Source organism: Escherichia sp. GZ89 (assembly GCF_019366485.1).
Taxonomy (GTDB): Bacteria; Pseudomonadota; Gammaproteobacteria; order Enterobacterales; family Enterobacteriaceae; genus Escherichia; species Escherichia fergusonii.
The window spans coordinates 72310-97827 of sequence record NZ_JAEOHX010000009.1 but is presented as its reverse complement, the minus strand read 5'-3'; the positions used below and the strand labels follow the sequence as shown (position 1 = coordinate 97827).

26 protein-coding genes, 1 tRNA gene and 1 pseudogene are annotated in these 25518 nt (G+C 48.5%); 23 read left to right on the top strand and 5 right to left on the bottom strand.

The window, feature by feature from the left end:
• The first annotated feature begins 33 nt into the window (after positions 1-33).
• From K0335_RS15285 to yejF, 4 genes are read left to right on the top strand one after another with little or no spacing between them, the layout of a single operon-like run.
• The gene (locus K0335_RS15285; RefSeq protein ID WP_000560235.1) at positions 34-1848 is read left to right on the top strand and encodes an extracellular solute-binding protein; all 1815 of its coding nucleotides are present in this window, start codon (positions 34-36) and stop codon (positions 1846-1848) included.
• Positions 1849-2943, top strand: coding sequence for a microcin C ABC transporter permease YejB (locus K0335_RS15280; protein WP_000501574.1), 1095 nt, complete (start codon positions 1849-1851; stop codon positions 2941-2943). It begins immediately after the preceding gene.
• Positions 2943-3968, top strand: coding sequence for an ABC transporter permease (locus K0335_RS15275; protein ID WP_000088891.1), 1026 nt, complete (start codon positions 2943-2945; stop codon positions 3966-3968). Before K0335_RS15280 ends, K0335_RS15275 begins: the two co-directional genes overlap by 1 nt.
• 1 nt (position 3969) lies before the next feature.
• On the top strand, positions 3970-5559 hold the full coding sequence (gene yejF, locus K0335_RS15270; RefSeq protein WP_160194134.1) for a microcin C ABC transporter ATP-binding protein YejF: 1590 nt from the start codon (positions 3970-3972) through the stop codon (positions 5557-5559).
• 3 nt (positions 5560-5562) lie between these two features.
• Here the strand turns inward: yejF and K0335_RS15265 are convergent, their stop codons facing one another.
• From K0335_RS15265 to rsuA, 3 genes are all read right to left on the bottom strand, one after another.
• Positions 5563-5907, bottom strand: a complete 345-nt coding sequence (locus K0335_RS15265) for a YejG family protein (RefSeq protein ID WP_000209718.1) — start codon at positions 5905-5907, stop codon at positions 5563-5565.
• Positions 5908-6235: 328 nt separating this feature from the next.
• A complete protein-coding gene (bcr, locus tag K0335_RS15260; protein WP_000213372.1) occupies positions 6236-7426 on the bottom strand; it encodes a multidrug efflux MFS transporter Bcr in 1191 nt (396 codons plus the stop codon).
• Between the two features lie 27 nt (positions 7427-7453).
• Complete coding sequence (rsuA, locus tag K0335_RS15255) at positions 7454-8149, bottom strand: 16S rRNA pseudouridine(516) synthase RsuA (RefSeq protein WP_001234856.1); 696 nt, start codon at positions 8147-8149, stop codon at positions 7454-7456.
• Positions 8150-8297: 148 nt separating this feature from the next.
• Between rsuA and K0335_RS15250 the strand changes: the two genes are divergently transcribed.
• Together K0335_RS15250 and rplY are read left to right on the top strand one after the other, a co-directional pair.
• Positions 8298-10058: a DEAD/DEAH box helicase gene (locus K0335_RS15250; RefSeq protein WP_000578096.1), complete on the top strand. Its 1761-nt coding sequence runs from the start codon at positions 8298-8300 to the stop codon at positions 10056-10058.
• Positions 10059-10182: 124 nt separating this feature from the next.
• Entirely contained in the window at positions 10183-10467 is a 285-nt protein-coding gene (gene rplY / locus K0335_RS15245) for a 50S ribosomal protein L25 (RefSeq protein ID WP_000494197.1), read from the top strand.
• Positions 10468-10664: 197 nt separating this feature from the next.
• Here the strand turns inward: rplY and K0335_RS15240 are convergent, their stop codons facing one another.
• Positions 10665-11549: an alpha/beta fold hydrolase gene (locus K0335_RS15240; RefSeq protein WP_000247640.1), complete on the bottom strand. Its 885-nt coding sequence runs from the start codon at positions 11547-11549 to the stop codon at positions 10665-10667.
• A gap of 320 nt (positions 11550-11869) precedes the next feature.
• Complete coding sequence (gene yejK / locus K0335_RS15235; protein ID WP_000050772.1) at positions 11870-12874, bottom strand: nucleoid-associated protein YejK; 1005 nt, start codon at positions 12872-12874, stop codon at positions 11870-11872.
• A gap of 181 nt (positions 12875-13055) precedes the next feature.
• On the opposite strand from yejK, the gene K0335_RS15230 reads away from it, so the two are divergent.
• The 17 genes and pseudogenes from K0335_RS15230 to narP all read left to right on the top strand — a co-directional run bounded on the left by K0335_RS15230 (position 13056) and on the right by narP (position 25483).
• The gene (locus K0335_RS15230) at positions 13056-13283 is read left to right on the top strand and encodes a YejL family protein (RefSeq protein WP_001135908.1); all 228 of its coding nucleotides are present in this window, start codon (positions 13056-13058) and stop codon (positions 13281-13283) included.
• Positions 13284-13313: 30 nt separating this feature from the next.
• Positions 13314-15074, top strand: a complete 1761-nt coding sequence (gene yejM / locus K0335_RS15225; RefSeq protein WP_000256138.1) for an LPS biosynthesis-modulating metalloenzyme YejM — start codon at positions 13314-13316, stop codon at positions 15072-15074.
• A 74-nt stretch (positions 15075-15148) separates the two neighbouring features.
• A tRNA-Pro gene (locus K0335_RS15220) sits at positions 15149-15225 on the top strand.
• Between the two features lie 206 nt (positions 15226-15431).
• Entirely contained in the window at positions 15432-16676 is a 1245-nt protein-coding gene (locus K0335_RS15215; RefSeq protein WP_047668740.1) for an integrase domain-containing protein, read from the top strand.
• Positions 16677-16935: 259 nt separating this feature from the next.
• Positions 16936-17127, top strand: coding sequence for an AlpA family transcriptional regulator (locus tag K0335_RS15210; RefSeq protein ID WP_047668755.1), 192 nt, complete (start codon positions 16936-16938; stop codon positions 17125-17127).
• 226 nt (positions 17128-17353) lie between these two features.
• Positions 17354-17734: pseudogene (locus K0335_RS22635) on the top strand (hypothetical protein); the annotation flags it as partial.
• 38 nt (positions 17735-17772) lie between these two features.
• Positions 17773-17961, top strand: a complete 189-nt coding sequence (locus K0335_RS15200) for a host cell division inhibitor Icd-like protein (RefSeq protein ID WP_004013533.1) — start codon at positions 17773-17775, stop codon at positions 17959-17961.
• Entirely contained in the window at positions 17954-18139 is a 186-nt protein-coding gene (locus K0335_RS15195) for a hypothetical protein (protein WP_050010202.1), read from the top strand. Before K0335_RS15200 ends, K0335_RS15195 begins: the two co-directional genes overlap by 8 nt.
• 29 nt (positions 18140-18168) lie before the next feature.
• Positions 18169-18456, top strand: a complete 288-nt coding sequence (locus K0335_RS15190) for a DUF4222 domain-containing protein (RefSeq protein WP_050010203.1) — start codon at positions 18169-18171, stop codon at positions 18454-18456.
• On the top strand, positions 18453-20588 hold the full coding sequence (locus tag K0335_RS15185) for a DUF927 domain-containing protein (RefSeq protein ID WP_032353618.1): 2136 nt from the start codon (positions 18453-18455) through the stop codon (positions 20586-20588). Before K0335_RS15190 ends, K0335_RS15185 begins: the two co-directional genes overlap by 4 nt.
• Positions 20589-20823: 235 nt before the next feature.
• A complete protein-coding gene (locus tag K0335_RS15180) occupies positions 20824-21249 on the top strand; it encodes a single-stranded DNA-binding protein (RefSeq protein WP_048230356.1) in 426 nt (141 codons plus the stop codon).
• Between the two features lie 35 nt (positions 21250-21284).
• Positions 21285-21821, top strand: coding sequence for a ProQ/FINO family protein (locus K0335_RS15175; protein ID WP_047668754.1), 537 nt, complete (start codon positions 21285-21287; stop codon positions 21819-21821).
• A gap of 2 nt (positions 21822-21823) precedes the next feature.
• Positions 21824-22102 (top strand): PerC family transcriptional regulator, encoded by a 279-nt coding sequence (locus tag K0335_RS15170; protein WP_047668756.1) that lies wholly within the window; start codon positions 21824-21826, stop codon positions 22100-22102.
• Positions 22103-22738: 636 nt separating this feature from the next.
• Positions 22739-22891: a hypothetical protein gene (locus K0335_RS15165; RefSeq protein ID WP_001384688.1), complete on the top strand. Its 153-nt coding sequence runs from the start codon at positions 22739-22741 to the stop codon at positions 22889-22891.
• Positions 22892-23899: 1008 nt separating this feature from the next.
• On the top strand, positions 23900-24244 hold the full coding sequence (locus K0335_RS15160; RefSeq protein WP_219393919.1) for a YMGG-like glycine zipper-containing protein: 345 nt from the start codon (positions 23900-23902) through the stop codon (positions 24242-24244).
• A gap of 3 nt (positions 24245-24247) precedes the next feature.
• Positions 24248-24580, top strand: coding sequence for a YmgD family protein (locus K0335_RS15155; protein WP_000605457.1), 333 nt, complete (start codon positions 24248-24250; stop codon positions 24578-24580).
• Positions 24581-24838: 258 nt separating this feature from the next.
• Positions 24839-25483 (top strand): nitrate/nitrite response regulator protein NarP, encoded by a 645-nt coding sequence (gene narP / locus K0335_RS15150; RefSeq protein WP_001115371.1) that lies wholly within the window; start codon positions 24839-24841, stop codon positions 25481-25483.
• Positions 25484-25518: the final 35 nt, after the last annotated feature.

The following is a 25518-nucleotide window of genomic DNA, read 5'->3' as shown; positions in this document are numbered from 1 at the left end:
GCGGAACAAATTATTAAGGAAAATCCCTTGCAGATGATTGCTCACCTGACGCTGATATTTGTCGCCCTGTTTAGTTTTGTGGCACAGGCGCAGGAAATTAAAGAAAGTTACGCTTTTGCTGTACTTGGTGAACCCAAATACGCCTTTAATTTTGATCATTTCGATTATGTGAATCCTGCAGCGCCCAAAGGAGGGGAAATCACACTTTCGGCAATTGGCACCTTTGATAACTTCAACCGCTATTCTCTACGCGGAAATCCTGGTGTACGCACCGAGCAACTCTATGACTCACTGTTTACCACCTCTGATGATGAACCTGGCAGCTACTACCCTCTGATTGCCGAAAACGCGCGCTATGCTGATGACTTCTCATGGGTCGAAGTCGCGATAAATCCCCGTGCGCGTTTCCATGACGGTACGCCCATTACCGCTCGTGACGTGGAGTTTACCTTTCATAAGTTTATGACCGAAGGTGTACCGCAGTTTCGTCTGGTATACAAAGGCACGACGGTAAAAACCATCGCACCTCTTACAGTACGTTTTGAGCTGGCCAAACCCGGTAAAGACGATATGCTCAGCCTGTTTTCTTTACCGATCATGCCGGAAAAATACTGGAAAGATCATAAACTCAGCGATCCGCTTTCAACTCCCCCCCTCGCCAGTGGCCCGTATCGTATTACGCAGTGGAAAATGGGGCAGAATATTGTCTATTCCCGTGTGAAGGATTACTGGGCGGCGAATTTACCGGTAAACCGTGGACGCTGGAACTTCGATACTATTCGCTACGACTACTATCTCGACGATAACGTCGCGTTCGAGGCATTTAAAGCAGGTGCTTTTGATTTGCGTCTGGAAAACGACGCCAAAAATTGGGCTACACGTTACAGTGGCAAAAATTTCGACCTTAAATACATCATCAAAGACGAGCAAAAAAACGAATCCGCGCAAGACACTCGTTGGCTGGCATTTAATATTCAACGTCCGGTATTCACTGATCGTCGTGTACGAGAAGCCATCACCCTGGCTTTTGATTTTGAATGGATGAACAAGGCGCTGTTTTATAACGCCTGGAGTCGTACCAACAGTTACTTCCAGAACACCGAATATGCTGCCAGAAATTACCCTGACGCAGCTGAGCTGGTATTGCTGGCACCAATGAAAAAAGATCTTCCCCCGGAAGTTTTCACCCAAATTTATCAACCGCCAGTATCAAAAGGTGAAGGTTATGATCGTGAAAACCTACTGAAAGCCGATAGTTTATTAAACGAGGCTGGGTGGGTAATGAAAGATCAGACACGAGTTAACGCAACCACAGGCAAACCACTCAGTTTTGAGTTGCTTGTTCCTTCCAGCGGCAATAACCAATGGATATTGCCTTTCCAGCATAGTTTGCAACGGTTAGGCATTACGATGAATATTCGTCGGGTCGATAACTCCCAAATCACCAATCGAATGCGTAGCCGCGATTATGACATGATGCCCCGACTATGGCGGGCAATGCCGTGGCCCAGCTCCGATTTACAAATTTCGTGGGCGTCACAATATATCGACTCCACTTATAACGCCCCTGGCGTGAAAAGCCCGGTGATAGATTCGCTCATTACGCAGATCATTGCAGCTCAGGGCGATAAAACCAAACTTGTGCCACTCGGTCGCGCACTGGACCGCGTTTTAACATGGAACTACTACATGTTACCGATGTGGTATATGGCAGAAGACCGACTGGCGTGGTGGGACAAATTCTCCCAACCGGCGATTCGCCCGATTTATACTATCGGGCTCGATACCTGGTGGTATGACGTCAATAAAGCCGCAAAACTACCTGCTGCCAAACGACAGGGAGAGTAAATGGGCGCTTATCTTATTCGTCGCTTATTACTGGTGATCCCGACTATCTGGGCCATCATCACAATTAACTTTTTTATTGTTCAGATTGCCCCAGGAGGACCGGTTGATCAGGCCATTGCCAATATTGAATTTGGCAATAGCAGCGCCCTGCCTGGCGCAGGTAACGGAGGGATGCAGGCCAGCCACGCGCAAACCGGTGTGGGTAATCTCAGCGACAGCAACTATCGTGGTGGGCGTGGCCTTGATCCTGAAGTCATTGCAGAAATTACCCATCGCTATGGCTTCGATAAGCCCATCCACGAGCGCTACTTCAAAATGCTCTGGGATTATATTCGTTTTGATTTTGGCGATAGCCTGTTTCGCAGCGCATCCGTGCTCTCGTTACTAAAAGAGCGACTGCCAGTTTCTGTCACCCTTGGATTATGGAGTACACTCATCATCTACCTGGTTTCGATTCCACTGGGTATCCGCAAAGCCGTACACAATGGCAGCCGTTTTGATGTCTGGAGTAGCGCATTTATTATTATCGGCTATGCCATTCCCACTTTCTTATTCGCCATTTTATTGATTGTATTCTTCGCAGGTGGCAGTTACTACGACCTCTTTCCACTGCGTGGGCTGGTTTCGGCAAACTTTGACACGCTACCGTGGTATCAAAAAATCACTGATTATCTCTGGCACATTACCCTGCCAGTCACAGCTACCGTGATTGGCGGTTTTGCCACACTGACAATGCTGACTAAAAACACTTTCCTTGATGAAGTTCATAAGCAGTATGTAGTCACCGCCCGTGCCAAAGGGGTCAGTGAAAAAAACATTCTCTGGAAGCATGTTTTTCGTAACGCCATGCTATTAGTGATCGCTGGCTTTCCTGCCACCTTTATCTCGATGTTTTTTACCGGTTCGTTGTTAATTGAAGTCATATTTTCACTCAATGGCATCGGTTTACTGGGCTATGAGGCAACCGTATCCCGCGATTATCCGGTAATGTTTGGCACTCTGTATATTTTTACCTTGATCGGCCTGCTGCTGAATATTATCAGTGATATCAGCTATACCCTGGTCGATCCTCGTATTGATTTCGAGGAACGATAATGTCGCGACTTAGCCCTATGAATCAGGCCCGTTGGGCACGTTTTCGTCGTAATCGTCGCGGCTACTGGTCGTTATGGATTTTTCTCATGCTGTTTGGCTTGAGCTTATGTGCAGAATTGATCGCCAACGATAAACCGTTATTAGTGCGCTACGATGGTAGCTGGTATTTTCCACTGGTGAAAAATTACAGTGAAAGTCAATTTGGTGGACCATTAGCCAGTGCTGCTGATTATCAGGACCCATGGCTCAAACAACGACTGGAAGAAAAAGGTTGGGTGCTGTGGGCGCCGATACGCTTTGGTGCGAACAGTATTAACTACGCGACAGATAAACCTTTCCCTTCACCACCTTCCGCACAAAACTGGCTGGGAACAGACGCTTACGGCGGCGATGTACTGGCACGTATTTTATATGGCACACGTATTTCAATTCTTTTTGGTCTGACACTGACATTTTTTTCCAGCGTAATGGGCGTCATAGCGGGTGCATTACAAGGATATTACGGTGGGAAAATCGATCTCTGGGGGCAGCGTTTTGTTGAAGTGTGGTCCGGGATGCCGACCCTGTTTTTGATTATTCTTCTTTCAAGTGTCGTGCAGCCGAATTTCTGGTGGTTGTTGGCAATAACCGTGATTTTTGGCTGGATGGGGCTGGTGCCTGTAGTACGTGCAGAGTTTTTGCGCACCCGAAACTTCGATTACATCCGGGCGGCACAAGCGCTCGGCGTCAGTGACCGTAGCATTATGTTTCGTCATATGTTACCTAACGCCATGGTCGCCACACTGACCTATTTGCCGTTTATTTTGTGTAGTTCGATTACGACCCTGACCTCGCTGGATTTTCTCGGCTTCGGTTTACCACTTGGTTCCCCGTCGCTCGGCGAATTACTCCTACAGGGGAAAAATAACCTACAGGCCCCGTGGCTTGGTATCACCGCTTTCTTGTCGGTGGCTGTTCTGTTGTCATTGCTGATCTTTATTGGTGAAGCAGTGCGCGATGCATTTGATCCCAGCAAGGCGGTATGAAATGAGTCAACCTCTGTTAACCATTGAAAATTTATCGGTGGGTTTTCGCAACCAGCAGACTGTACGCACGGTCGTAAATGATATTTCTCTGCAGGTTGCCGCCGGAGAAACACTGGCGCTGGTGGGGGAATCAGGTTCTGGGAAAAGTGTTACTGCTTTGTCAATATTGCGGCTGCTACCCTCTCCTCCTGTTGAATATCTGGCCGGAGATATTCGATTTCATGGTGAATCATTGCTTCATGCCAGTGAGCAGAAACTACGTGGTGTGCGTGGTAACAAGATCGCCATGATTTTTCAGGAGCCGATGGTTTCGCTAAACCCTCTGCATACTCTTGAAAAACAATTATATGAAGTGCTCGCGCTACACCGGGGTATGCGCCGGGAAGCCGCGCGTGGTGAAATTCTCAGTTGTCTGGATCGCGTGGGTATCCGTCAGGCAGCCAGGCGACTGAACGATTTTCCACATCAACTTTCTGGCGGTGAACGTCAGCGTGTCATGATTGCAATGGCATTACTGACCCGCCCTGAATTGTTAATTGCTGACGAACCCACAACGGCCCTCGACGTCTCGGTTCAGGCACAAATTCTGCAACTGCTGCGCGAACTGCAAGGCGAGCTGAACATGGGCATGTTATTTATCACACATAACCTCAGCATTGTCAGAAAACTGGCCGATAGTGTAGCGGTCATGCAAAACGGTCGCTGTGTCGAGCAGAATCGCGCTAAGGCGTTATTTGCTACTCCTGCGCATCCCTACACACAAAAACTCCTTAATAGCGAACCCGCAGGCGATCCCGTGCAGCTTCCCGAGCAAGCGGTCCGGTTACTCAACGTCAACCAGTTACAGGTGGCTTTTCCGATCCGCAAAGGTATTTTTAAGCGCGTGGTGGACCAAAACGTGGTGGTTAATGACGTGAGTTTTAACCTCCGAGCAGGTGAAACACTGGGGCTGGTTGGAGAATCAGGTTCCGGTAAAAGTACAACCGGACTGGCACTATTACGACTGATTAACTCTCAGGGAAGCATCGTGTTTGATGGTAAACCGCTGGAGAAACTTAGTCGCCGCCAGTTGTTGCCATTTCGTCATCGGATGCAGATTGTTTTTCAGGATCCAAATTCCTCGCTCAATCCCCGGCTGAACGTATTGCAGATCATTGAGGAAGGGTTACGGGTGCATCAGCCAGTACTTTCAGCAAAACAGCGTGAAGATCAGGTGATCGCGGTGATGAATGAAGTGGGGCTATTGCCTGATACCCGCCATCGTTACCCGTCAGAATTTTCCGGTGGTCAACGCCAGCGGATCGCTATCGCCCGCGCGTTGATCCTCAAACCTGCGTTGATCATTCTGGATGAACCAACGTCCTCACTGGATCGCACAGTTCAGGCACAAATTCTGGCATTGTTAAAATCGCTGCAACAAAAACATGGTCTGGCCTATATCTTCATCAGCCATGATCTGCACGTGGTACGTGCATTATGTCACCAGGTTATCGTTTTACGTCAGGGAAAGGTGGTCGAACAGGGGCCGTGCACACGCGTCTTCAATGCACCACAGCACGAGTATACCCGTCAGCTGATTGCCTTAAGCTGACGTTCAAAAAGGATTGTTGTTGGAAAAAGGCTCTGCTATCGCCACGCCGACATTTTTCAAACGACAGGTTGCAGCAAATTCATCCTGACGATTAACGAAAAGACACGGCTCGCCTTCACACTCCAGTACAGAACAGGAGAGTTTAATATCACTCAGGGCCTGGCTGAGTTTATGCATTACCGGCCATGCATTGTCGTCGTCCGGACTGAGCAGTTTGAGTGCCACAAGGCTGTTTTCGCCGCACTGACTGTTCTGCGGAATCGGTTCAACTTTTGAACCTGCGAAACCCGCCGACCAGCGATAGCTCTGCGGCAGACGATGAACGATTGAAAGTTGTAATGTAGTCACGATATTCCCCGGAAGCAAAAATACTTCACAATTTATTTACATCAATATTAACACATCATCAACAATCCGTCCTGAAACAGATTGCAAAGGTTATGCCCCGTCTGCCTGACCTGTTTGGCCATTGTTAAAATAATGTTTACAGACATAAGCAGATGACGGGCTATATGTACCCGTTTCTGCGATCCAACTCAACCTTTTTAAATACAATGGTGTGACTTTTTACATAAATTGATTTTACATAAATCAAACAAAAGGCGGAGAAATGATGAATTTGTCGTTGATATGCATCAACAAAGGGGGCCTTACGGCCCCCATATTGTGCAATTGATCACCGTTTTTTCGGTCGACTGGCGTACAAACAGAAGAGAATTGAACACGTCGCACAGAGAGCGATTGACCAGATCATTGGCCATGCGGAGTTGAAGGTTGCCAGCGATAGCAATGCACCAACAATGGCGCCAATACCAAAGCGGAAAGTGCCTGCCAGTGACGATGCCGTTCCTGCCATGTGTGGAAACTCATCCAGAATGACTGCCATCGCATTGGATGACACCATCGACACGCAGCCCACAAACGCCGCAACACCAACCACCAGAGACCAGAACCCCAGGCCCAGCAGCGCGCTAATGACCATCCATGCCGCCACCAGAAACTGGATCCATAATCCTGCCCGAAACATATTTAACGCGCCAATACGACGAACAAAGCGGCTGTTAAAGATGGTCATCACAAACAGGAAAACAATGTTCAGCGCAAAGTAATAACCAAAATTTTCCGGCGCGACGTGGTTAATTTCAATGTAGACAAACGGTCCGGCGCTTAAGAATGAGAACATCCCGGCAAAGCTGAAACCACTGGCCAGCATATAACTCAGGACACGCTTATGGCGGAACAGTGCCGCAAAGTTACCAATAGTGGTACGAATGTGAAATGGCTGACGGCGCTCTGGCGGCAACGTTTCTTTAATCAGGAAGAAAATCATTGCCGAAGCCAGAATCGCCGCCAATGCCAGGATCCAGAAGATATAATGCCAGCTTAACCATACCAGCACCCAGCCGCCGACAATCGGTGCCATCAACGGTGCAATAGTGGTCACCAGCATGACAAACGACATCATCCGCGAGAACTCTTCTTTCGGGTAGATATCGCGCATCAGGGCGTTAATGACCACGCTGGCCGCAGCTGCCGCCAGGCCGTGGAAGAAACGCATCACAATCAGCTGATCGATGGTTTGTGCCAGCGCACACGCCACCGCGGCGGCGGCAAACACCAGCGTACCGCCAAGAACCACCGGCTTACGCCCGAAGCTGTCTGCCATCGGCCCGTAGATTAACTGCCCTAACGCAAACCCCAGAATATAAGTACTCAGGGTCATCTGCGTACTACCCGCCGGTACGCCAAACTGCGCTGAAATTACCGGTAGCGCGGGTAGATACATATCAATCGACAGCGGCATCAACATGGCCAACAGGCCAAGGATAAAAACAATAGCAAACGATGAGTGCTGTCGAGTGGTCACAACGGGCTCCTGAAAGTCATTAAAGTGTTAGACGACGCTGGCAACTTCTTCTTCAGTTAACGGACGATATTCACCGGGGGCTAAATCTGCATCCAGGGTAATACCACCAATACGTTCACGATGCAGCTCAACCACGTGGTTGCCCACGGCGGCGAACATGCGTTTCACCTGATGATAACGCCCTTCGCTGATGGTCAGACGAACCTGCGTTGGGGTAATCACTTCCAGTACCGCAGGCTTAGTGAGATCTTTTTCATTATGCAACTGCACGCCTTTAGCAAATTGCTCTGCCGTATCGTCAGCTACGGGTGATTCCAGTGTCACCAGATAGGTCTTCTCGCAATGATGGCGCGGCGAAGTAATGCGATGCGACCACTGACCGTCGTCAGTCATCAGCACCAGACCGGTGGTATCGATATCCAGACGCCCTGCGGCGTGCAGTTTCCACGCTACCGGTTCATCAAGAAAATAGAGCACCGTTGGGTGATCCGGGTCATCAGTTGAGCAAACATAGCCCTGAGGCTTATTGAGCATGAAGTAACGAGGACCGTGTTGCTGCGCCAGCGGGTTGCCATCGTAAGCGACTTCATGTTCAGGTAGCAGTTTGAACGCTGCATTACGGACGATTTCGCCATCGACGGTGACACGATTGCCGCGGATTTCACGCCCGGCAATAGCACGGCTAACGCCGAGTTGCTGTGCGATAAATTTATCAAGTCGCATGTGTGTGATTTTGCCTGTAAAAACGGAGGTCGGGCATTGACCCGAAAATCTGAACTGTTGTCTGCCCAGTATAGCGGTCTAATAACATCCCTCAAGGGAAAAAGATCCATGGCATACTATTAGCAGAATAATCTACCTACGCGAGACCATGATTTTTACACTCCGTCCATATCAGCAAGAAGCCGTGGATGCCACGCTCAACCATTTTCGTCGTCATAAAACCCCTGCCGTTATCGTGCTGCCCACCGGTGCAGGTAAAAGCCTGGTGATAGCGGAACTGGCGCGGCTGGCGCGTGGTCGTGTGCTGGTGCTGGCACACGTTAAAGAGCTGGTGGCGCAAAACCATGCAAAATATCAGGCACTGGGACTGGAAGCCGATATCTTTGCCGCCGGGCTAAAGCGTAAAGAGAGCCACGGTAAAGTAGTATTTGGCAGCGTGCAATCGGTCGCCCGTAACCTTGATGCCTTTCAGGGTGAATTTTCACTGTTGATTGTCGATGAATGCCATCGTATTGGTGACGATGAAGAGAGCCAGTATCAGCAAATCCTCACTCACCTGACAAAAGTGAATCCCCGCTTACGCCTGTTAGGGCTAACTGCCACGCCTTTTCGGTTGGGCAAAGGCTGGATTTATCAGTTTCATTATCACGGCATGGTACGCGGCGATGAGAAAGCCCTTTTCCGCGACTGTATTTATGAGCTGCCGCTGCGTTATATGATTAAACACGGCTATCTGACGCCGCCAGAACGACTGGATATGCCAGTAGTGCAATACGATTTCAGCCGATTGCAGGCACAGAGTAACGGGCTGTTCAGCGAAGCCGATCTCAACCGCGAGCTGAAAAAACAGCAACGTATTACCCCGCACATCATCAGCCAGATTATGGAGTTCGCCGCAACGCGCAAAGGGGTGATGATTTTCGCTGCGACAGTCGAACACGCAAAAGAGATTGTCGGCTTGCTGCCCGCTGAGGATGCAGCACTTATTACTGGCGACACGCCAGGCGCTGAACGCGATGTATTAATTGAAGATTTTAAAGCCCAGCGTTTTCGCTATCTGGTCAACGTCGCGGTACTGACCACCGGATTTGACGCCCCGCACGTTGATCTTATCGCTATTCTGCGCCCTACCGAATCAGTGAGTCTTTACCAACAAATTGTCGGGCGCGGTCTGCGTCTGGCTCCCGGCAAGACTGATTGCTTAATTCTTGATTATGCGGGTAATCCTCACGATCTCTACGCGCCGGAGGTCGGTACACCAAAAGGCAAAAGTGACAACGTCCCGGTACAGGTTTTCTGCCCTGCCTGCGGTTTTGCCAACACCTTTTGGGGGAAAACGACCGCCGACGGGACATTGATTGAACACTTTGGTCGTCGTTGTCAGGGATGGTTCGAAGATGATGACGGACATCGCGAACAGTGTGACTTCCGTTTCCGTTTTAAAAATTGCCCGCAATGTAACGCAGAAAATGATATTGCCGCCCGCCGCTGCCGCGAATGTGACACCATACTGGTTGATCCGGACGATATGTTAAAAGCGGCGCTACGACTGAAAGACGCGCTGGTATTACGCTGTAGCGGCATGTCTTTACAGCATGGGCACGACGAGAAAGGCGAATGGCTGAAAATCACCTATTACGATGAAGACGGCGCGGATGTGAGTGAGCGTTTCCGTCTGCAAACGCCCGCCCAGCGTACCGCCTTCGAGCAGCTTTTTATCCGCCCGCATACGCGTACACCGGGCATCCCTCTGCGCTGGATCACCGCTGCTGATATCCTCGCCCAACAAGCGTTGCTGCGCCATCCGGATTTCGTCGTCGCACGAATGAAAGGCCAGTACTGGCAAGTGCGCGAAAAAGTGTTTGATTACGAAGGTCGTTTTCGTCGGGCACACGAATTACGCGGTTAATGGTAGTTTTAATTGATGTGCAAGGCGATTGAGTATAGAATCTCGCCCGCTTTTGCATATGCAAAGCAGATCACTTACCTGTTGCTGGGTCGCCTGTAGCAGGATTAATTTAAGAGAGAAAGAAATGTTTACTATCAACGCAGAAGTACGTAACGAGCAGGGTAAGGGTGCGAGCCGCCGCCTGCGTACCGCTAACAAATTCCCGGCAATCATCTACGGTGGCAACGAAGCGCCGCTGGCTGTTGCTCTGGATCACGACAAAGTCATGAACATGCAAGTTAAAGCTGAATTCTACAGCGAAGTTCTGACCATCGTTGTTGACGGTAAAGAAATCAAAGTTAAAGCTCAGGACGTACAGCGTCACCCGTACAAACCTAAGCTGCTGCACATCGACTTCGTTCGCGCTTAATCGCTGAATAAGTTGTAAAAATACCGCGCAGGCGGAAGTACTGTTTGAGCGTTTCTTCGCGAATCTTTAAATTCAGTACTAAAAAGCTCCCGATTTCGGGAGCTTTTTTATTGTTTCTTAGCGATGTTAATAAGTACTGTCTATAGTCACTCTCACTAGATCACTTATGTCTTCTGAAAGTAAATACTGTGATTTAGTCAACGTTTTGCCACTTGTTGTTTCAGGAACGCAGTAGTAGACATGTAAAAAAGCGTTGACTTATCAGGTGATTGAAATATCGCATGACCACTGCCTGGAATTATTGCCATCTCACCTTTTGGTAATAAATGATAGAGTTCTGTAACTTCTTCAACAGTAAAAAATTCATCACGATCACCCGCAATCACCATAACTGGCACTTGAATTTTTTTAACATCCTCAGCTATAGAGAATGGTGTTGTCCACATTGGCCAAATATTTTTTAAGAAAATTCGCCAATATTCAGGTTGCTCAGGATGATGCATATTCTGAAAAAAAGTCACCATTTCTGGCATGTCGCGTGCCATTTGACTCAAATAAGCGTCAGTCAATACTTGATGAGGCGCACCTTTGCCATAGAAAACCTCCATCCCCTTCATGTAATGAGCAGATGCAAAACGGTGTGTTGCACCTCCGACCACAGCAGCACTGGCTAAATCCGGGTAGCGACTTATCAGCTTCAGAACAACCATGCCGCCATCGCTGTACCCCATCACCAACGGCTTTTCAAGTTTTAGTGCTTTGATTAATTCAGCCATATCCTCGGCCATCAGGTCATAACTAAATTGACCATCAGGGTTATTTGTTAAACCATGACCACGACTGTCAGGCATAATGACACGAAAATTCTTCGCGGCAACAGCTGCCATTCCCTTCCAACTTTTTGAAGTCAGGCCTCCACCATGAATCAATAATAATGGAGGTCCGTTTCCCCCCTCCTGATAATGGATTTTAAGCCCATTAGCTTCGATAAATTTATCGGGACGTGATTCCGTTGCAGCTGTACTTAATGAAATTAAAGATGTGAATAGAAATATAATTAGCGCTTTAAATAAATTAACCACATACCCTCCTGATAATGGTACCAGGCTTTGACACCCAGATTATCCAATTCATTGTATTAACGATATTTTTCAAAACCTAATTTATATACACTGAATAATCAATAGTGGTAGCACCAAGTATGCGATCCAGTTTCGGACCTTCGTTTATTTGTGTTTTTTTAATTTGTGGGGACAAAAGAACGAGGTAAAAGCATTGTGGGAAGTTATTGATAAACAGGTTCAGAACAATTCACAGTATGCAGTTTAGAGCGCCATCGGATCATTCCAGATGGCGCTTAGCGCATGCAACTTGAAGTATGAAGAGTAGTGAAAGGTCGAGATTAGTTGCCAGACGTCCGGCGCTGCAATTGATCGCGCAGGTTCGGCGGCGTGCCTTTAATGGTCAGGGTATCGGTCGCCGGGTCCCAGAAAATACGCTCACCTAACAGCATCGCATCAAAGTTAATGGTTAAGCCTCCGCCGCTACCGGCAAACTTCGTCAACTGACGCAGCGTGCTGCGGTCTGCCGGGAAGCTCTCTTCCAGTTCGTAGCCTTTTTCCGCCGCAAATTCCGTGAAGCTCACTTCGCTGACGCCCGCCAGTTCTTTCGACAGCGATTCCAGCTCGATCTCTTCGCCCGCCTGCAATTGCTCATTACAGTAGCTATAGACCTGCTGGCGCACGTTCTGTCGTTCTGCTTTATCCAGTTGTGCTTCGGCAGTGAAATCATCGACCGCCTGTAACAGACCACGGTTTTGCGCTTTCGCATTCAACCCTTCGCTGGCACCAAGGAAATCCATAAAGAAATCCGCTACTTTGCGCCCTACTCGCCCTTTCAGGAAAGTCAGGTAGCGCGTTGATTCCGGGTTGGTTTCCCATTCGGTTAAATCGATGCGTGCAACGATATCAGCATGATTGATATCGAGATAATGGGTCGGGTTAATGTCGAGATTTTCATTAACACGCATACTGCTTAAATTGTTCAGCACGCAAATTAGCAAATACTCAACCGCCAGATAACGATAGTGGCAAAACAGCACAAAACCACCATCGGCAAAGGGATACTTTGCCAGTTCGTCACGCAGTCGCCCGGTTGCTGCCCGGCTAAAGGCGAGGAAATCCTCCTCCCCCTGCCGCTGCAAACGCAGAGCCTGCGCCAGTTCACTCTCTTCGCTGAACAGGCCATATGCTTTATTCTTGGCGCTGTAAACACGATGCAGTTCCGCCACCATTTCGCTAACGGTGTCAGTCGGTTCCAGTAATGAATCGCGCAGGACCAGCTCAAGATTTTGCTCATCGCGCTTGATAAGCTGGTGCAGGGCAATCTGGTTGATATCCAGACTCATGATAAACTCTCCTTTAAGACCGGGCGGTATTCAACCACCACCCGCGAGGCGACGCAACCGCCGAAGGCCGTCATTTTGCACCCTGGTCTGTAATACGTATGATTTAGGGTATAAAAAAGCAGAAAAAAAGCTGTTGCTACGGTAATATGTTGCCCTTTCATCAACTCATTGATTTTGATTTATGCCACAACTCTCTCGTTACAGTGATGAACAGGTTGAACAACTCCTTGGTGAGATGCTCAACGTACTGGAAAAACATAAGGCGCCTACTGATCTTTCCCTGATGGTTCTGGGAAACATGGTCACTAACCTTATAAACACCAGCATTGCCCCGGCCCAGCGCCAGGCGATTGCAAACTCTTTTGCCCGCGCACTGCAGTCATCGATCAACGACGACCCGGCGCATTAAGAGACGGCTTGGGGAAACGAACGACTCGTTATGGTAACTCATCGTCAGCGCTACCGTGAAAAAGTCTCCCAGATGGTTAGCTGGGGGCACTGGTTTGCACTGTTCAACATTTTACTGGCCATTGTTATTGGCAGTCGTTACCTGTTTGTTGCCGACTGGCCGACTACGCTTGCAGGTCGCATCTATTCTTACCTGAGCATTATCGGCCATTTCAGCTTTTTGGTGTTTGCCACCTACTTGCTGATTTTGTTTCCCCTGACCTTTATTGTCGGTTCCCAGCGGCTGATGCGGTATTTGTCAGCCATTCTGGCAACAGTGGGAATGACGCTGCTACTTATCGATAGCGAAGTCTTCACCCGCTTTCATCTCCATTTAAATCCTATTGTCTGGGAACTGGTCATCAACCCTGACCAGAATGAAATGGCACGAGACTGGCAACTGATGTTTATCAGTGTGCCCGTTATCCTGTTAATAGAAATGTTGTTTGCGACATGGAGCTGGCAAAAACTGCGCAGCCTGACGCGCAGACGGCATTTCGCCAAACCGCTGGCGGCCTTCTTTTTCGTCGCCTTTATCGCCTCCCATGTGGTTTATATCTGGGCCGATGCGAACTTCTATCGCCCTATTACCATGCAGCGTGCCAACCTGCCGCTTTCTTATCCGATGACTGCACGCCGTTTTCTGGAAAAACATGGGTTGTTGGATGCACAGGAATATCAGCGTCGGTTGGTTGAGCAGGGTAATCCTGATGCGGTATCCGTACAATATCCGCTAAGCGAGCTGCAATACCGTGATATGGGAACAGGCCAAAACGTCCTGTTAATTACTGTGGATGGCCTTAACTACTCGCGCTTTGAACAGCAGATGCCAGCACTGGCTGAGTTTGCTGAACAAAATGTGTCATTTACCCGGCATATGAGTTCAGGAAACACTACCGACAACGGCATTTTTGGCCTGTTCTATGGTATCTCACCGAGCTATATGGACGGTATTTTATCGACCCGTACACCAGCAGCGTTGATCAGCGCGCTCAACCAGCAGGGCTATCAGTTGGGGCTGTTCTCCTCTGATGGCTTTACCAGCCCGTTATACCGTCAGGCTTTGCTTTCAGATTTCTCGATGCCAAGCGTGCGGACACAGTCAGACGAGCAAACAGCCAGCCAATGGATCAACTGGCTGGGGCGCTACGCACAGGAAGATAACCGCTGGTTCTCATGGGTTTCCTTTAATGGCACAAATCTGGACGACAGCAATCAGAGTGGTTTCACCAGTCGTTATTCACGTGCAGCGGGTAAAGTCGATAAACAAATCGAGCGTTTAATCACAGCGCTACGAGATGCAGGAAAACTGGACAATACGGTGGTGATTATTACTGCCGGGCGAGGTGTTCCACTTACGGAAGAACAGCGTAATTTTGACTGGTCACGCGGTCATCTTCAGGTACCACTCGTGATTCACTGGCCAGGAACGCCAGCACAGCGTATTAACACTCTTACAGATCATACTGATGTCATGACTACGCTGATGCAGCGTCTGTTACATGTAAGCACACCTGCAAATGAGTATTCTCAGGGGCAAGATCTGTTCAACGCCAATCGCCGCCACAGTTGGGTAACGTCGGCAGACAGTCGTACCCTGGCTATCACAACCTCGGCCATGACGCTGGTCCTGAACAATAACGGCACCTACCAGACCTATAATTTGCAGGGTGAAAAACTTCGCGATCAGAAACCACAACTCAGTCTGCTACTGCAAGTACTGACTGACGAAAAACGTTTTATCGCTAACTGATTTATAATTAATCAGTTAGCCGTTTTCTCCCCTTGCAATCGGTGTGGAAAACGGTAGTATTAGCTCCCACGAGTCGGCACGTAGCGCAGCCTGGTAGCGCACCGTCATGGGGTGTCGGGGGTCGGAGGTTCAAATCCTCTCGTGCCGACCAAATCGCTCATTATTAATTATCGTTTTTATGAAATAAGCCCGCTAATTCATTGAATAGCGGGTTTTTTTATTGTTTTTAGTCATCGTTATTCGACGGTAACAGTGGTTTTCAGCCGTTTTTTTTAGTTATATGTTTAGTTATACGGGCTGGCGCATAGCTAAATCCGTATAACTAGAACCTGTTTTTTCCCGTGGATTCATAAACGTATGGCAAGAAAGGCGACCCCACTCACCACCACACAGATCAAAGCAGCTAAACCAGCGGAAAAAGAATACACCTTACAGGATGGCGGCGGGCTTTTTCTCGTTATTAAGCCGTCTGGTTCGAAACTATGGCGATTCAACTACTATCGACCATCGAACAAAAAACGAACAATCATTAGTTTGGGATCGCTTGATGAAGTCTCCCTGGCTGATGCCAGAAAACGCCGTAGCGAGTACAGGACGTTAATTGCGGCAGGAACCGACCCGCAGGAATACGAACGGCAAAAACTCGAAGCAGAGGCTCGACGACAGGGCAACACGTTCGAAAATGTGGCCGCATCGTGGTACGAAATGAAAAAAAACCAGAATCTCGCCCACAATACGATCAAGGACATCTGGCGCTCGCTAGAGAAATATGTATTCCCGTATATCGGAAACACACCGATAGATACTCTCACCGCTCGCCGCTTTGTTGAGATACTCACACCCATCAAGGCGCGTGGCAACCTGGAAACACTGAAACGCGTTTTACAGCGCATCAATGAAGTGATGGATTTTGCTGCCAACAGTGGACTGATTGACATCAACACCGCCGCGAACGTCCGCAAGGCATTCCCTTCCCCCACCAAAAAGCACATGCCAACTATTCGACCAGAGCAGTTGCCGCAACTTATGAACGATTTAACGATTGCCAGCATAGAACGACAAACCAAGTTGTTGATTGAGTGGCAGTTGTTAACCGCAACCCGTCCAGCCGAAGCCTCCGCCGCACGGTGGGAAGAAATCAATCTTGAGGCGGCAACATGGACGATACCAGCCGGACGCATGAAGATGCGCCGTGACCATGTGATCCCTCTTTGCACTCAGGCGATGGCAGTGCTTGAAGCCATGAAGCCGATTAGCGCACGAAGGGAGCATGTTTTCCCAAGTCTTAAAAATCCAGTGCAACCAATGAGCAGCCAGACAGCAAACGCAGCATTACGGCGAATGGGTTACGCTGGTGTGCTGGTATCTCACGGACTACGCGCAATATTCAGCACGGCGGCGAATGAGGAAGGATTTGAGCCTGACGTGATCGAAGCCGCACTAGCCCACGTAGACACAAACGAAGTTAGACGGGCATACAACCGAAGCAACTACCTGGAAAAACGTAAAGTGTTAATGTGCTGGTGGGGGAATTTTGTGGAAGCAGCCGCAACCGGAACAACCATCGCCAGCGGGCACAGGGGATTACGCGGAATAAAATAAAATATTTAAAAATTATTGGTTCCTAATTGACACCAACCAAGAGCCAATTTGGAGCCAATTTAAACCGCTTAGTTTTATGTTAGAAAAATACATTTAACTTTCTAACGCCCATTATTTAAAGTTAGAAGAAAAATAATTAGTTTTTGCCAAATGGCTCTTGACTTACTTTTTTATAGATTTGTATTCTTTTTATATGCTTCATGTGGTTACCGTCACTTTCATTCAAGAAGTGATATTTGCTGTCTTTAGGAGAAATAAGATGAGAGCTATTCTTTTACGACCAGAGGTAAAGGCCTTGCTACGCATCAAGTCTGACTCGACCCTAACGGAGATGATTAACAAGGGCGGGTTCCCCAAAGGATTCCGTATCGGGCTGCGTCGCATTGGCTGGTATGAAGATGAGGTGCTCGCTTGGTTGAAAGAACGTGAGAGAGAAACTCGCGAAGCGTAAGCGTGATTAACGCTCGCCTGATTACTATCAAGCAACAAGACAATTAAGAGAGAACATTATGAATACTGGCAAAAATGCCCAAACAGGGGCAGGTTTTCGTTCAACCATAAAAAATATGGCTGATGTTATTATTCAGTTCAAACCTTACGAAAGAATCAATTGAACTAATCGCACTTCCGTTTTAAACGGAAACGTACAATCGCATAGCTTAAACGACAAAAGAAATATGCTTGTTACAAATAAAATAAAGGCGACCGCAGAGGGCCGCCAGAGGACATGTATTAAACTTGAACGCATCGCTAACAATGCCACATTTGCGGCTGGTGGGCAAAGTAATTTGTATGGTGGACATACCATCAACACATCCGACCACATGAGCCGGAAAACGGGATATACTCACCGAATCCCTTATAAAACGGGGATCGGGATTACCACCCCGCTGAAGCAAAAGGCGATACAGACGCGCCACGCGTCTTTTTTTGTATCGACGCACACGCACACCTTATCAATGGTGGGCTGTATAGGGCTGACTTCGGTCAGGCTGGTTTCCTTTTGCGCCAGTTGTGGTAACCCTGTACAGTCCACCGCCAGCGAGCTTACCACCTCCTGCGGTGGGTATATCCCAACGCAAAAGGAGGCTGCCAAATGGCTACTATCCCTGCCCTCGCACATACTCAGAACGCCTTTATCTGGCGCTTTATCATCGTTAATCCGAGTGATTCCCGCGTCGTTCACGTCGTGGCGTCAACCGAGCAGGAAGCGCGTAACCGTTGCCCGTCCGGCTGTGTTGCTGTATTCGCTGCCCGTATTCGTCAGGGGGTAAGTCATGCTTAAGCGATTCCAGATAACCGCACGCGCTGTAAATCATCAAGGCCACGTTATTGATATTCGGCAAAACGTGAACGCCACCTGCGTTAGTGCAGCTATAGAAATATTGAAAGAAGAGTTAATCGGCTGTGGGTTCACGCAGGTGATGATCCGTGTCGTAGTTGAAGTGTCGACTATTCATTAATTCAGCTTTAACAAAACGTAATTCGACAAATGAAAGTAAAAAATTCTGGCTTTACTGCCAGCGGTAAAACTCGTCCTAAATTCATGCACGGCGATATTTACCGCGATAAATACGGCAGCACGGTAATGATTAAGGGCGTGAGTGAACGACGCATTACCTACCGCCGTGAAGGATACAAATATGACTGCGTGATGCCTGTTTATCAGTTCCAGCGTGATTTTACGCTGGTGGATCATCGTGAAACCGTAAATCAGAACCGTGCAGCAAGATACATCCGCAAAATCCGCGAAATGATGGTTACTGGGGGCAAGAAATGAAACGCGCACCGAACTTAAAGCACCAGCCAGCCGACAAAATGACGGAGGTTATCATTTTTGCGGGTAGTGATGCGTGGAGCCATGCGAAAGAGTGGCAGGAATGGGCAGGTAAGCATATTGCCGCCGACAATGTGCCGCCTGTCGTTCTGTCAGATGAACACCTGAAAGATATTACCGGTTATCAGATTATTGATGATAGCCGTCAGTGTGTGCGTGTTTACCGCGCAGGGCACATCACTGAACGTAGCCTTACACAGATCGTCACATTGCTGGCTGTGGCTGGCGTGAAGACCGTATACGAATATGCGGGAATAACTGACACCAGCCCGGCGGATTTATCCGACCAGTTGCCTCGCCTCAAAGACGAATACGAGCGCGGGGAAAGTCTGGTGTTGCCCTTAAAGAAAAAAATCACAGAAAGCCAGGGCGATGATGAATTAAAACCCCGCGTTGAAAGTCGCGCCGATGGTGTTTTCTGGGTAACGCCCAAAGTTGACAAACAATCAGGCGAAATTATCCGGCCTGAGACGTGGTTATGTTCCCCGCTTGAACTACTGGGAACGGGAACAATCGGTAAAGAGCATTACCGCGTGATGCGCTGGAAAAAACCGGCAAACCATGAATCCATCACAATGGCGATCCCGTGTGGTGGCATTGGCGACCGTGACGGCTGGCGGTTGCTTAAAGATCACGGCCTGAACGTGACAACAAACGGCAAATACAGGGCTATCCTGGCTGACTGGATGCAGTTAAGCGGAAACCATGAGGAATGGCAGTTAAGCACAACAACGGGGTGGCATTTTGGCGCGTACATCATGCCGGACGGTTCAGTCATTGGTGAGTCTGAAAAACCGATCCTGTTTACCGGAAAAACGGCAGCCGTTAATGGTTATTCCGTAGCAGGAACGGCGGAGGGCTGGCGCGATACCGTGGCGCGACTGGCTGGTGGTAATCCGTCCATGATGCTGGGTGTGGCGGTATCGTTATCAGCACCATTAATCGGGCTGGTGGGCGCTGACGGCTTCGGGGTACATCTTTTCGAACAATCATCAGCAGGGAAAACCACCACACAGAACATAGCATCAAGTTTATGGGGAGAGCCGGACGCGCAACGGCTGACCTGGTACGGAACGGCGTTAGGTATCGCCAACGAGGCAGAGGCACACAACGACGGGCTGTTACCCCTAGATGAAATAGGCCAAGCCGGAAACGCACGGGAGGTGTCCACGTCGGCTTATACGCTGTTTAACGGTTCGGGGAAATTACAGGGGGCGAAGGACGGCGGCAACAGGGAGATCAAACACTGGCGCACGGTGGCAATCAGCACCGGAGAAATGGACGTTGAGACATTCCTCAAAACGGAGGGGATAAAAGTCAAAGCGGGGCAGCTTGTCCGCCTGCTTAACGTGCCGATGGAGAAGTCTACGCAGTATCACGAATACAGCACAGGAAAGGCGCACGCAGACGCGTTAAAAGCCGCCTGGACAGAAAACCACGGGGCGGCGGGTCGTGAATGGGTTAAATGGCTGGCAGCCCACCAGCAGGAGGCTAAGGACACGGTAAGGGCGTGTCGTGAACGGTGGCGCAACCTGATACCGGAGTGCTACGGCGAACAGGTTCATCGCGTGGGGGAACGATTCGCCATACTGGAGGCCGCGCTTGTGCTGTCCGGTCATGTTACGGGCTGGAATGTTCAGACGTGCCGTGATGCCATTCAGCATAACTTTAATGCCTGGGTGAAGGAGTTCGGCACGGGTAACAAGGAACACAGGCAGATTATTGAACAGGCAGAAGCATTTCTTACTGCCTACGGCATGAGCAGGTTTGCGCCTGTCAATTATGACCCTGCAAGCCTGCCGATTTCAGAACTGTACGGCTACAGGGAAAGCGAGGGGCGTTACGGTGAGCCTGTTTTGTTTTACGTCCTGCCGGAGCCATTTAAATCGCATGTGGCGAAGGGATTTAACAAGGATGCCGTAGCAAGAGCCCTTCACGAAGCCGGAATGCTGAAAAAGCCAGCCAGCGGGGAAGGATGGCAAATCAGAACACCACGTCTTAAGCACATGAAGGGGGCACGACTAAGGGTGTACGGCCTTTTACTTGCACAGGATCATGATGATGAAGGTGGTTAATCTCTCGCGTGTAGGTATAAAAACTCTTGTCCCACCTGTCCCAACCTGTGAAAAACACACATAACACACTGAATTATACTGGGTTACATCAGAAAAAGTGGGACAAGAGCGGGACAAGTTAAGGTGATTTTGGGACAAGTTAGGAGCATTTTGGGACAAGTCAGCAGGCGTTATTTTTACCTGGCTGGTGGACATTAAAAATCCAACCAACATTTAAAACCAGAGAGCAGACAATATGACGGCACAAATATCAGCTTACGGGCGGCTGGTGGCTGACCCGCAGTTAAAGACCACCAGCAAGGGAACACCAATGGCGCTGGTGAGTATGGCTGTTCCCCTTCCGTGCAGTCAGGCATATGACGGAACAGCGACGATGTGGTTATCCGTCCTGGCGTTTGGCAGACAGGCCGATGCGCTGGCAAAACACCAGAAAGGCGAACTGGTGAGCGTGGCGGGTAACATGCAGATAAGCCAGTGGACAGACCAGAACGGGGAAATGCGACAGGGCTGGCAGGTCATCGCAGACAGCGTAATCAGTGCGCGAACCGTACGACCAGGAGGCAGGAAAGGACAGCAAGGGCAGGCTACTGACGCACTGAACAGGGCAAAGCAGCAGACGGGCCTGCAGGATGCCCCATATGAGGACGAAATACCATTTTAACTGCCAGTGGATTCACTAACAGAGGCTAACAAATAATGACTACACTGACTATTAGCAGAAAACCGAAAGGCATTTACGGCATACCACAGAAAAAGACACAGACGACACAGCAGCAGGATAAAACCACATCAGCGCATAAAGTGATACCCGGCAATCAGAACGCACCGCAGAGCCGCAAACAGAAGCCCACAGGGGCGACACCGTGGCGGCATATGACCAAACGCCAGGGCAAAAACCGCAGGCGCGTTAACCGTCTTATTGAACTATGGCCTGAATTATTCAGCCTGGAATCACCGAAGCCGCTTAAGGTAGGGATATTTGAAGACCTGATACAGGATATTGCCGTCAGGGCGCTGGCTTTTGGGTCAGGGGCATTACGTGCGGCGCTAGCATCTTATGCTCATTCTCCGGGTTATTACCGTGCCTTAATGGCTGGTGGCGTGCGTTACGATCTGAATTGCCAGCCATGCGGTGAGGTGACACAACAGGAACAGCAGGACGCGGAAGCACGACTGATGGCACTGAAAGAGAAGCGCAAACGTAAGTCGAACAAGGAACAAGCTGGCGTATGAGTATGATTCACGACAGTAAAGCGGAAGATCTGGAGGCTAAAGGCCTGTACCGGAGAGCGGCGACCCGATGGGCTGAGATCATGCAACAGGTGAACACCGATAAGGAGCGCGAACAGGCAGTAAAGCGTCGCGCGGAATGTATCCACAAGGCAGCACGTTCGCCCGTCATGCTGGATAATTTCGGGGGCTTGAGAGAGGCAGCAAACCGCACACAGGCGGATATGGGGATAGAAATCGCAAAATCTGTCTGGCGTAACTACCAGACAGACAAAGTTTTATAGTGGCAGTTCTGCATTATTTTTGTGTTATTGAGTTGTAGAGCGTTTCAGGAGTTTTTTGAATCACATGAACGTTTCGCTGGTGGATATTCTTGACAAGTTGCAGCCAGGCCGACGCGTGCCAGCTCGCCGCAGTGCCTGGCATCTTCCGTACATCGTCTTTCTCGAACGGCGCGGAAACGATTTGATTGCGTTGAATCCCGTCACAGAGGATAGCGTTACGCTATCTCCTGAGAGTCTACTAGCCACAGACTGGGAGTACTGCTAAACACAAACGCATCGAGGGTGCTGGCGTGTTGCCAGCCCCACCCCCTCCGAAATGATCCCCCAAAAAGTGCAAAATGACCCCCCATTAACGAACAGAAAACAAACAAACAAAGAGCAACAAATAAGCATTATTTACAATTCTTGACAAAAACACCCCCTATTTATAACCCTACCAAATTTAAAATTACATATACAAAACAATAAGTTACAAAATCAGCAACGGATCATTTCGGAAAAAACGGTTAGTCCCTTTTTCGAAAAGGGATCATTTTGTTGCTTAAACTCATATGCGGATTACATATCAATACGCTAGTGATAGCCGTTCTGGAATGCCACAGAAACGCGCTGTAATCGATTCTGGCGCAATTAGCTGTGCTAGGTAATGATTTACCTATCTGGGGATGTTGCGCACGTCTGGATTGCGTTACCACCGAAGATTGTGCGCGTATGGTGGCTGTTACGGTGGCCTCCCGACAACGCAAAATTGCGGCGGCACAGTCGGTTTACCGCGCTAACACGGCTTGATTCACTCGCTCGACTTGTCCCACCTCCCCCCAACTTGTCCCAAAACAGCCTAGACTTGTCCCACCTTACCTAATTTATTTCTAACAAAATCAATTTGTTAGGTGCTAGCGGGACAGGTGGGACGGGTGGGACGGGTGGTTTTGTATATATATACGAAAAATTGCATTCAGGAGGGGGGCGAAATTCCTGCAATCCATTACTTATGGAACTGTCCGCCCCGTCAAATTTTTACGCCCGCGCAATTAAAAAAATGCGTCACGCAGGTGGGCATGATGCCGATATGCTTGTCGGGTTCAGCTTTTTAAGGCGGCTGTAGATGTCAGGTTATCCGTGCTCATCCACCAGCCAGCTTCATAGCGGATAGCCGGAAAATGGTAACGGTTAAAGCTGTACATTTTTGCAGCAAATCATTTTAGTTATACGTTTAGATATACGATTTCAAAACTCAATCAATCTACATCTTTAAAATCATGCAGTTACAGAATCAATTAAACTACTCTCGTGAAATCCCAAGAAAACCAACCCATTGCGGTTGGTTTTTTTATGCCTGTTTTTTGTGCGGGGAATTATTGGGGAGTCACCGGGCGAAAACTGCCACGTGTTTGAGCTAACAACAACAGTGTCAGGCTCCTGGTCTCTGTAAATTCCCTTATTTGGTGGAGAAAGTAAAAATATTATTGAGAACTACCTTAAATTAATAAATACTTCTAAAAAACACCAACAAATAAATAACATAATCAATCACGCCTAATCACATATTGCCATAAAGCATCAACTATCCCTCATCATCAAATAATGTTATTGGTATTAAAAATTAGCACCCTATTTAAAAGTTTACTGAGCATAATATATTAATTATCGTTTAAGAGTATTCTTATACAGGATTAATTCCGCATCGTTACCATTGGTTCTGCGTTTATCAAAGCGCATTACCAGACGTTCTTTACTTAATTTTAATGAAGAAGAGAACCCTGCATGGATATTTCATCTAAACCTCGGTCATCTAATTTGAAGAAACATACGTTAGCTTTAGGGCTTATATCAGCTTTATTTTTTTCCTTTCAGGCTCACGCCGATCTGAGCAGAACTTCTAAAGGTGCATTATTAGGTGCCGGTGTTGGTCTGTTGTCGGGAAATGGCGTTAACGGTGTACTGAAGGGTGCCGCTGTTGGCGCTGGCGTTGGTGCCGTGACAGAAAAAGGAAAAGACGGAAAAAAAGCCCGTAAAGGGGCCAAAGTTGGCGCAACTCTCGGTGCTGTTGCTGGCGTTCTGATCGGTAATGGTCTGGAAGGCGCAATTAAAGGTGCAGTAATTGGCGGTGCCGGCGGTGCCATTGTTGGCAAAATGAACTGAGGAATGATTATGAAAAAAGTAGCATTATTAGCGGGCTTATTTATTTTTGCGCCAATGACCTTTGCGCAGAATTATGACATTAAAAACGGACTGCCTTCAGAAGCGTATATGACCTGTGCAGATGCCAATGAACTGGCTAAAACTGATAGCGCTTATGTGTCTGAAGTTGTAGCCGTGATGGGTAATGCCAGCGTCACCAGCAGAAACCTGAAAATTGAACAATCCCCGGAACTGAGCAACAAAGTCGTAGAAAAACTGAATCAGGCTTGTGCAAAAGATCCGCAAATGCTGTTAATTACCGCCATTGACGATACCATGCGCCAATTGAGCAAATAACAGACTTGTTCTGCCGGGCTTTGGTAATTAAGCCCGGTTTTGCATTAATAGCCCTTCAAAGATTTCCCCTCTTCTACTTGAAATAGTTTTTCACCGGTATAGATGAAAAACTTGATATTCTGCTGTGTTAATAAACAATTTTTACTACTTACCCATAAGGAAAATAGGGTAAAATTCCTGGTCTCGTCAGCATAATTAATCATGCTGATTTTCACGCCATAAACAATAACGATTCTAATAATTACTCAGGAGATGAATATGCCTGAAACAACACCTTTTCAGGTGCTGATCGTGGATGATCATCCACTGATGCGACGAGGAATTCGTCAATTACTGGAACTGGACCCGGCATTTGAAGTGGTCGCCGAAGCAGGCGATGGCGCAAGCGCGATCGATCTGGCTAATCGCCTTGATCTTGATCTGATCCTGCTGGATCTGAACATGAAGGGTATGAGTGGTCTGGATACCCTCAATGCTCTACGCCGGGATGGCGTGACGGCACAAATTATCATCATTACTGTTTCTGACTCTGCCAGCGATATCTATGCGTTAATCGATGCGGGTGCAGATGGCTATCTACTGAAAGACAGTGAGCCGGAAAGTCTGTTGGCCGCGATTCAAAAAGGGGCGAACGGTGGAAAAGTATTCAGCGCCCGCGTCAGTGAATATCTGCGCGAACGTGAACGCTTTGGTTCAAAAGATGATCCGTTCAGCACTCTTACAGAACGTGAGCTTGATGTATTACACGAACTGGCGAAAGGTTTATCCAATAAACAGATTGCCTCGGCACTGAATATTTCCGAGCAGACAGTAAAGGTACATATCCGCAACTTACTGCGTAAACTTAATGTCCGCTCCCGTGTGGCGGCCACCATTCTGTTCCTGCAACATCGCGGAATATAATAAAAAAATAGCCCGATGGATTTCCTATCGGGCTT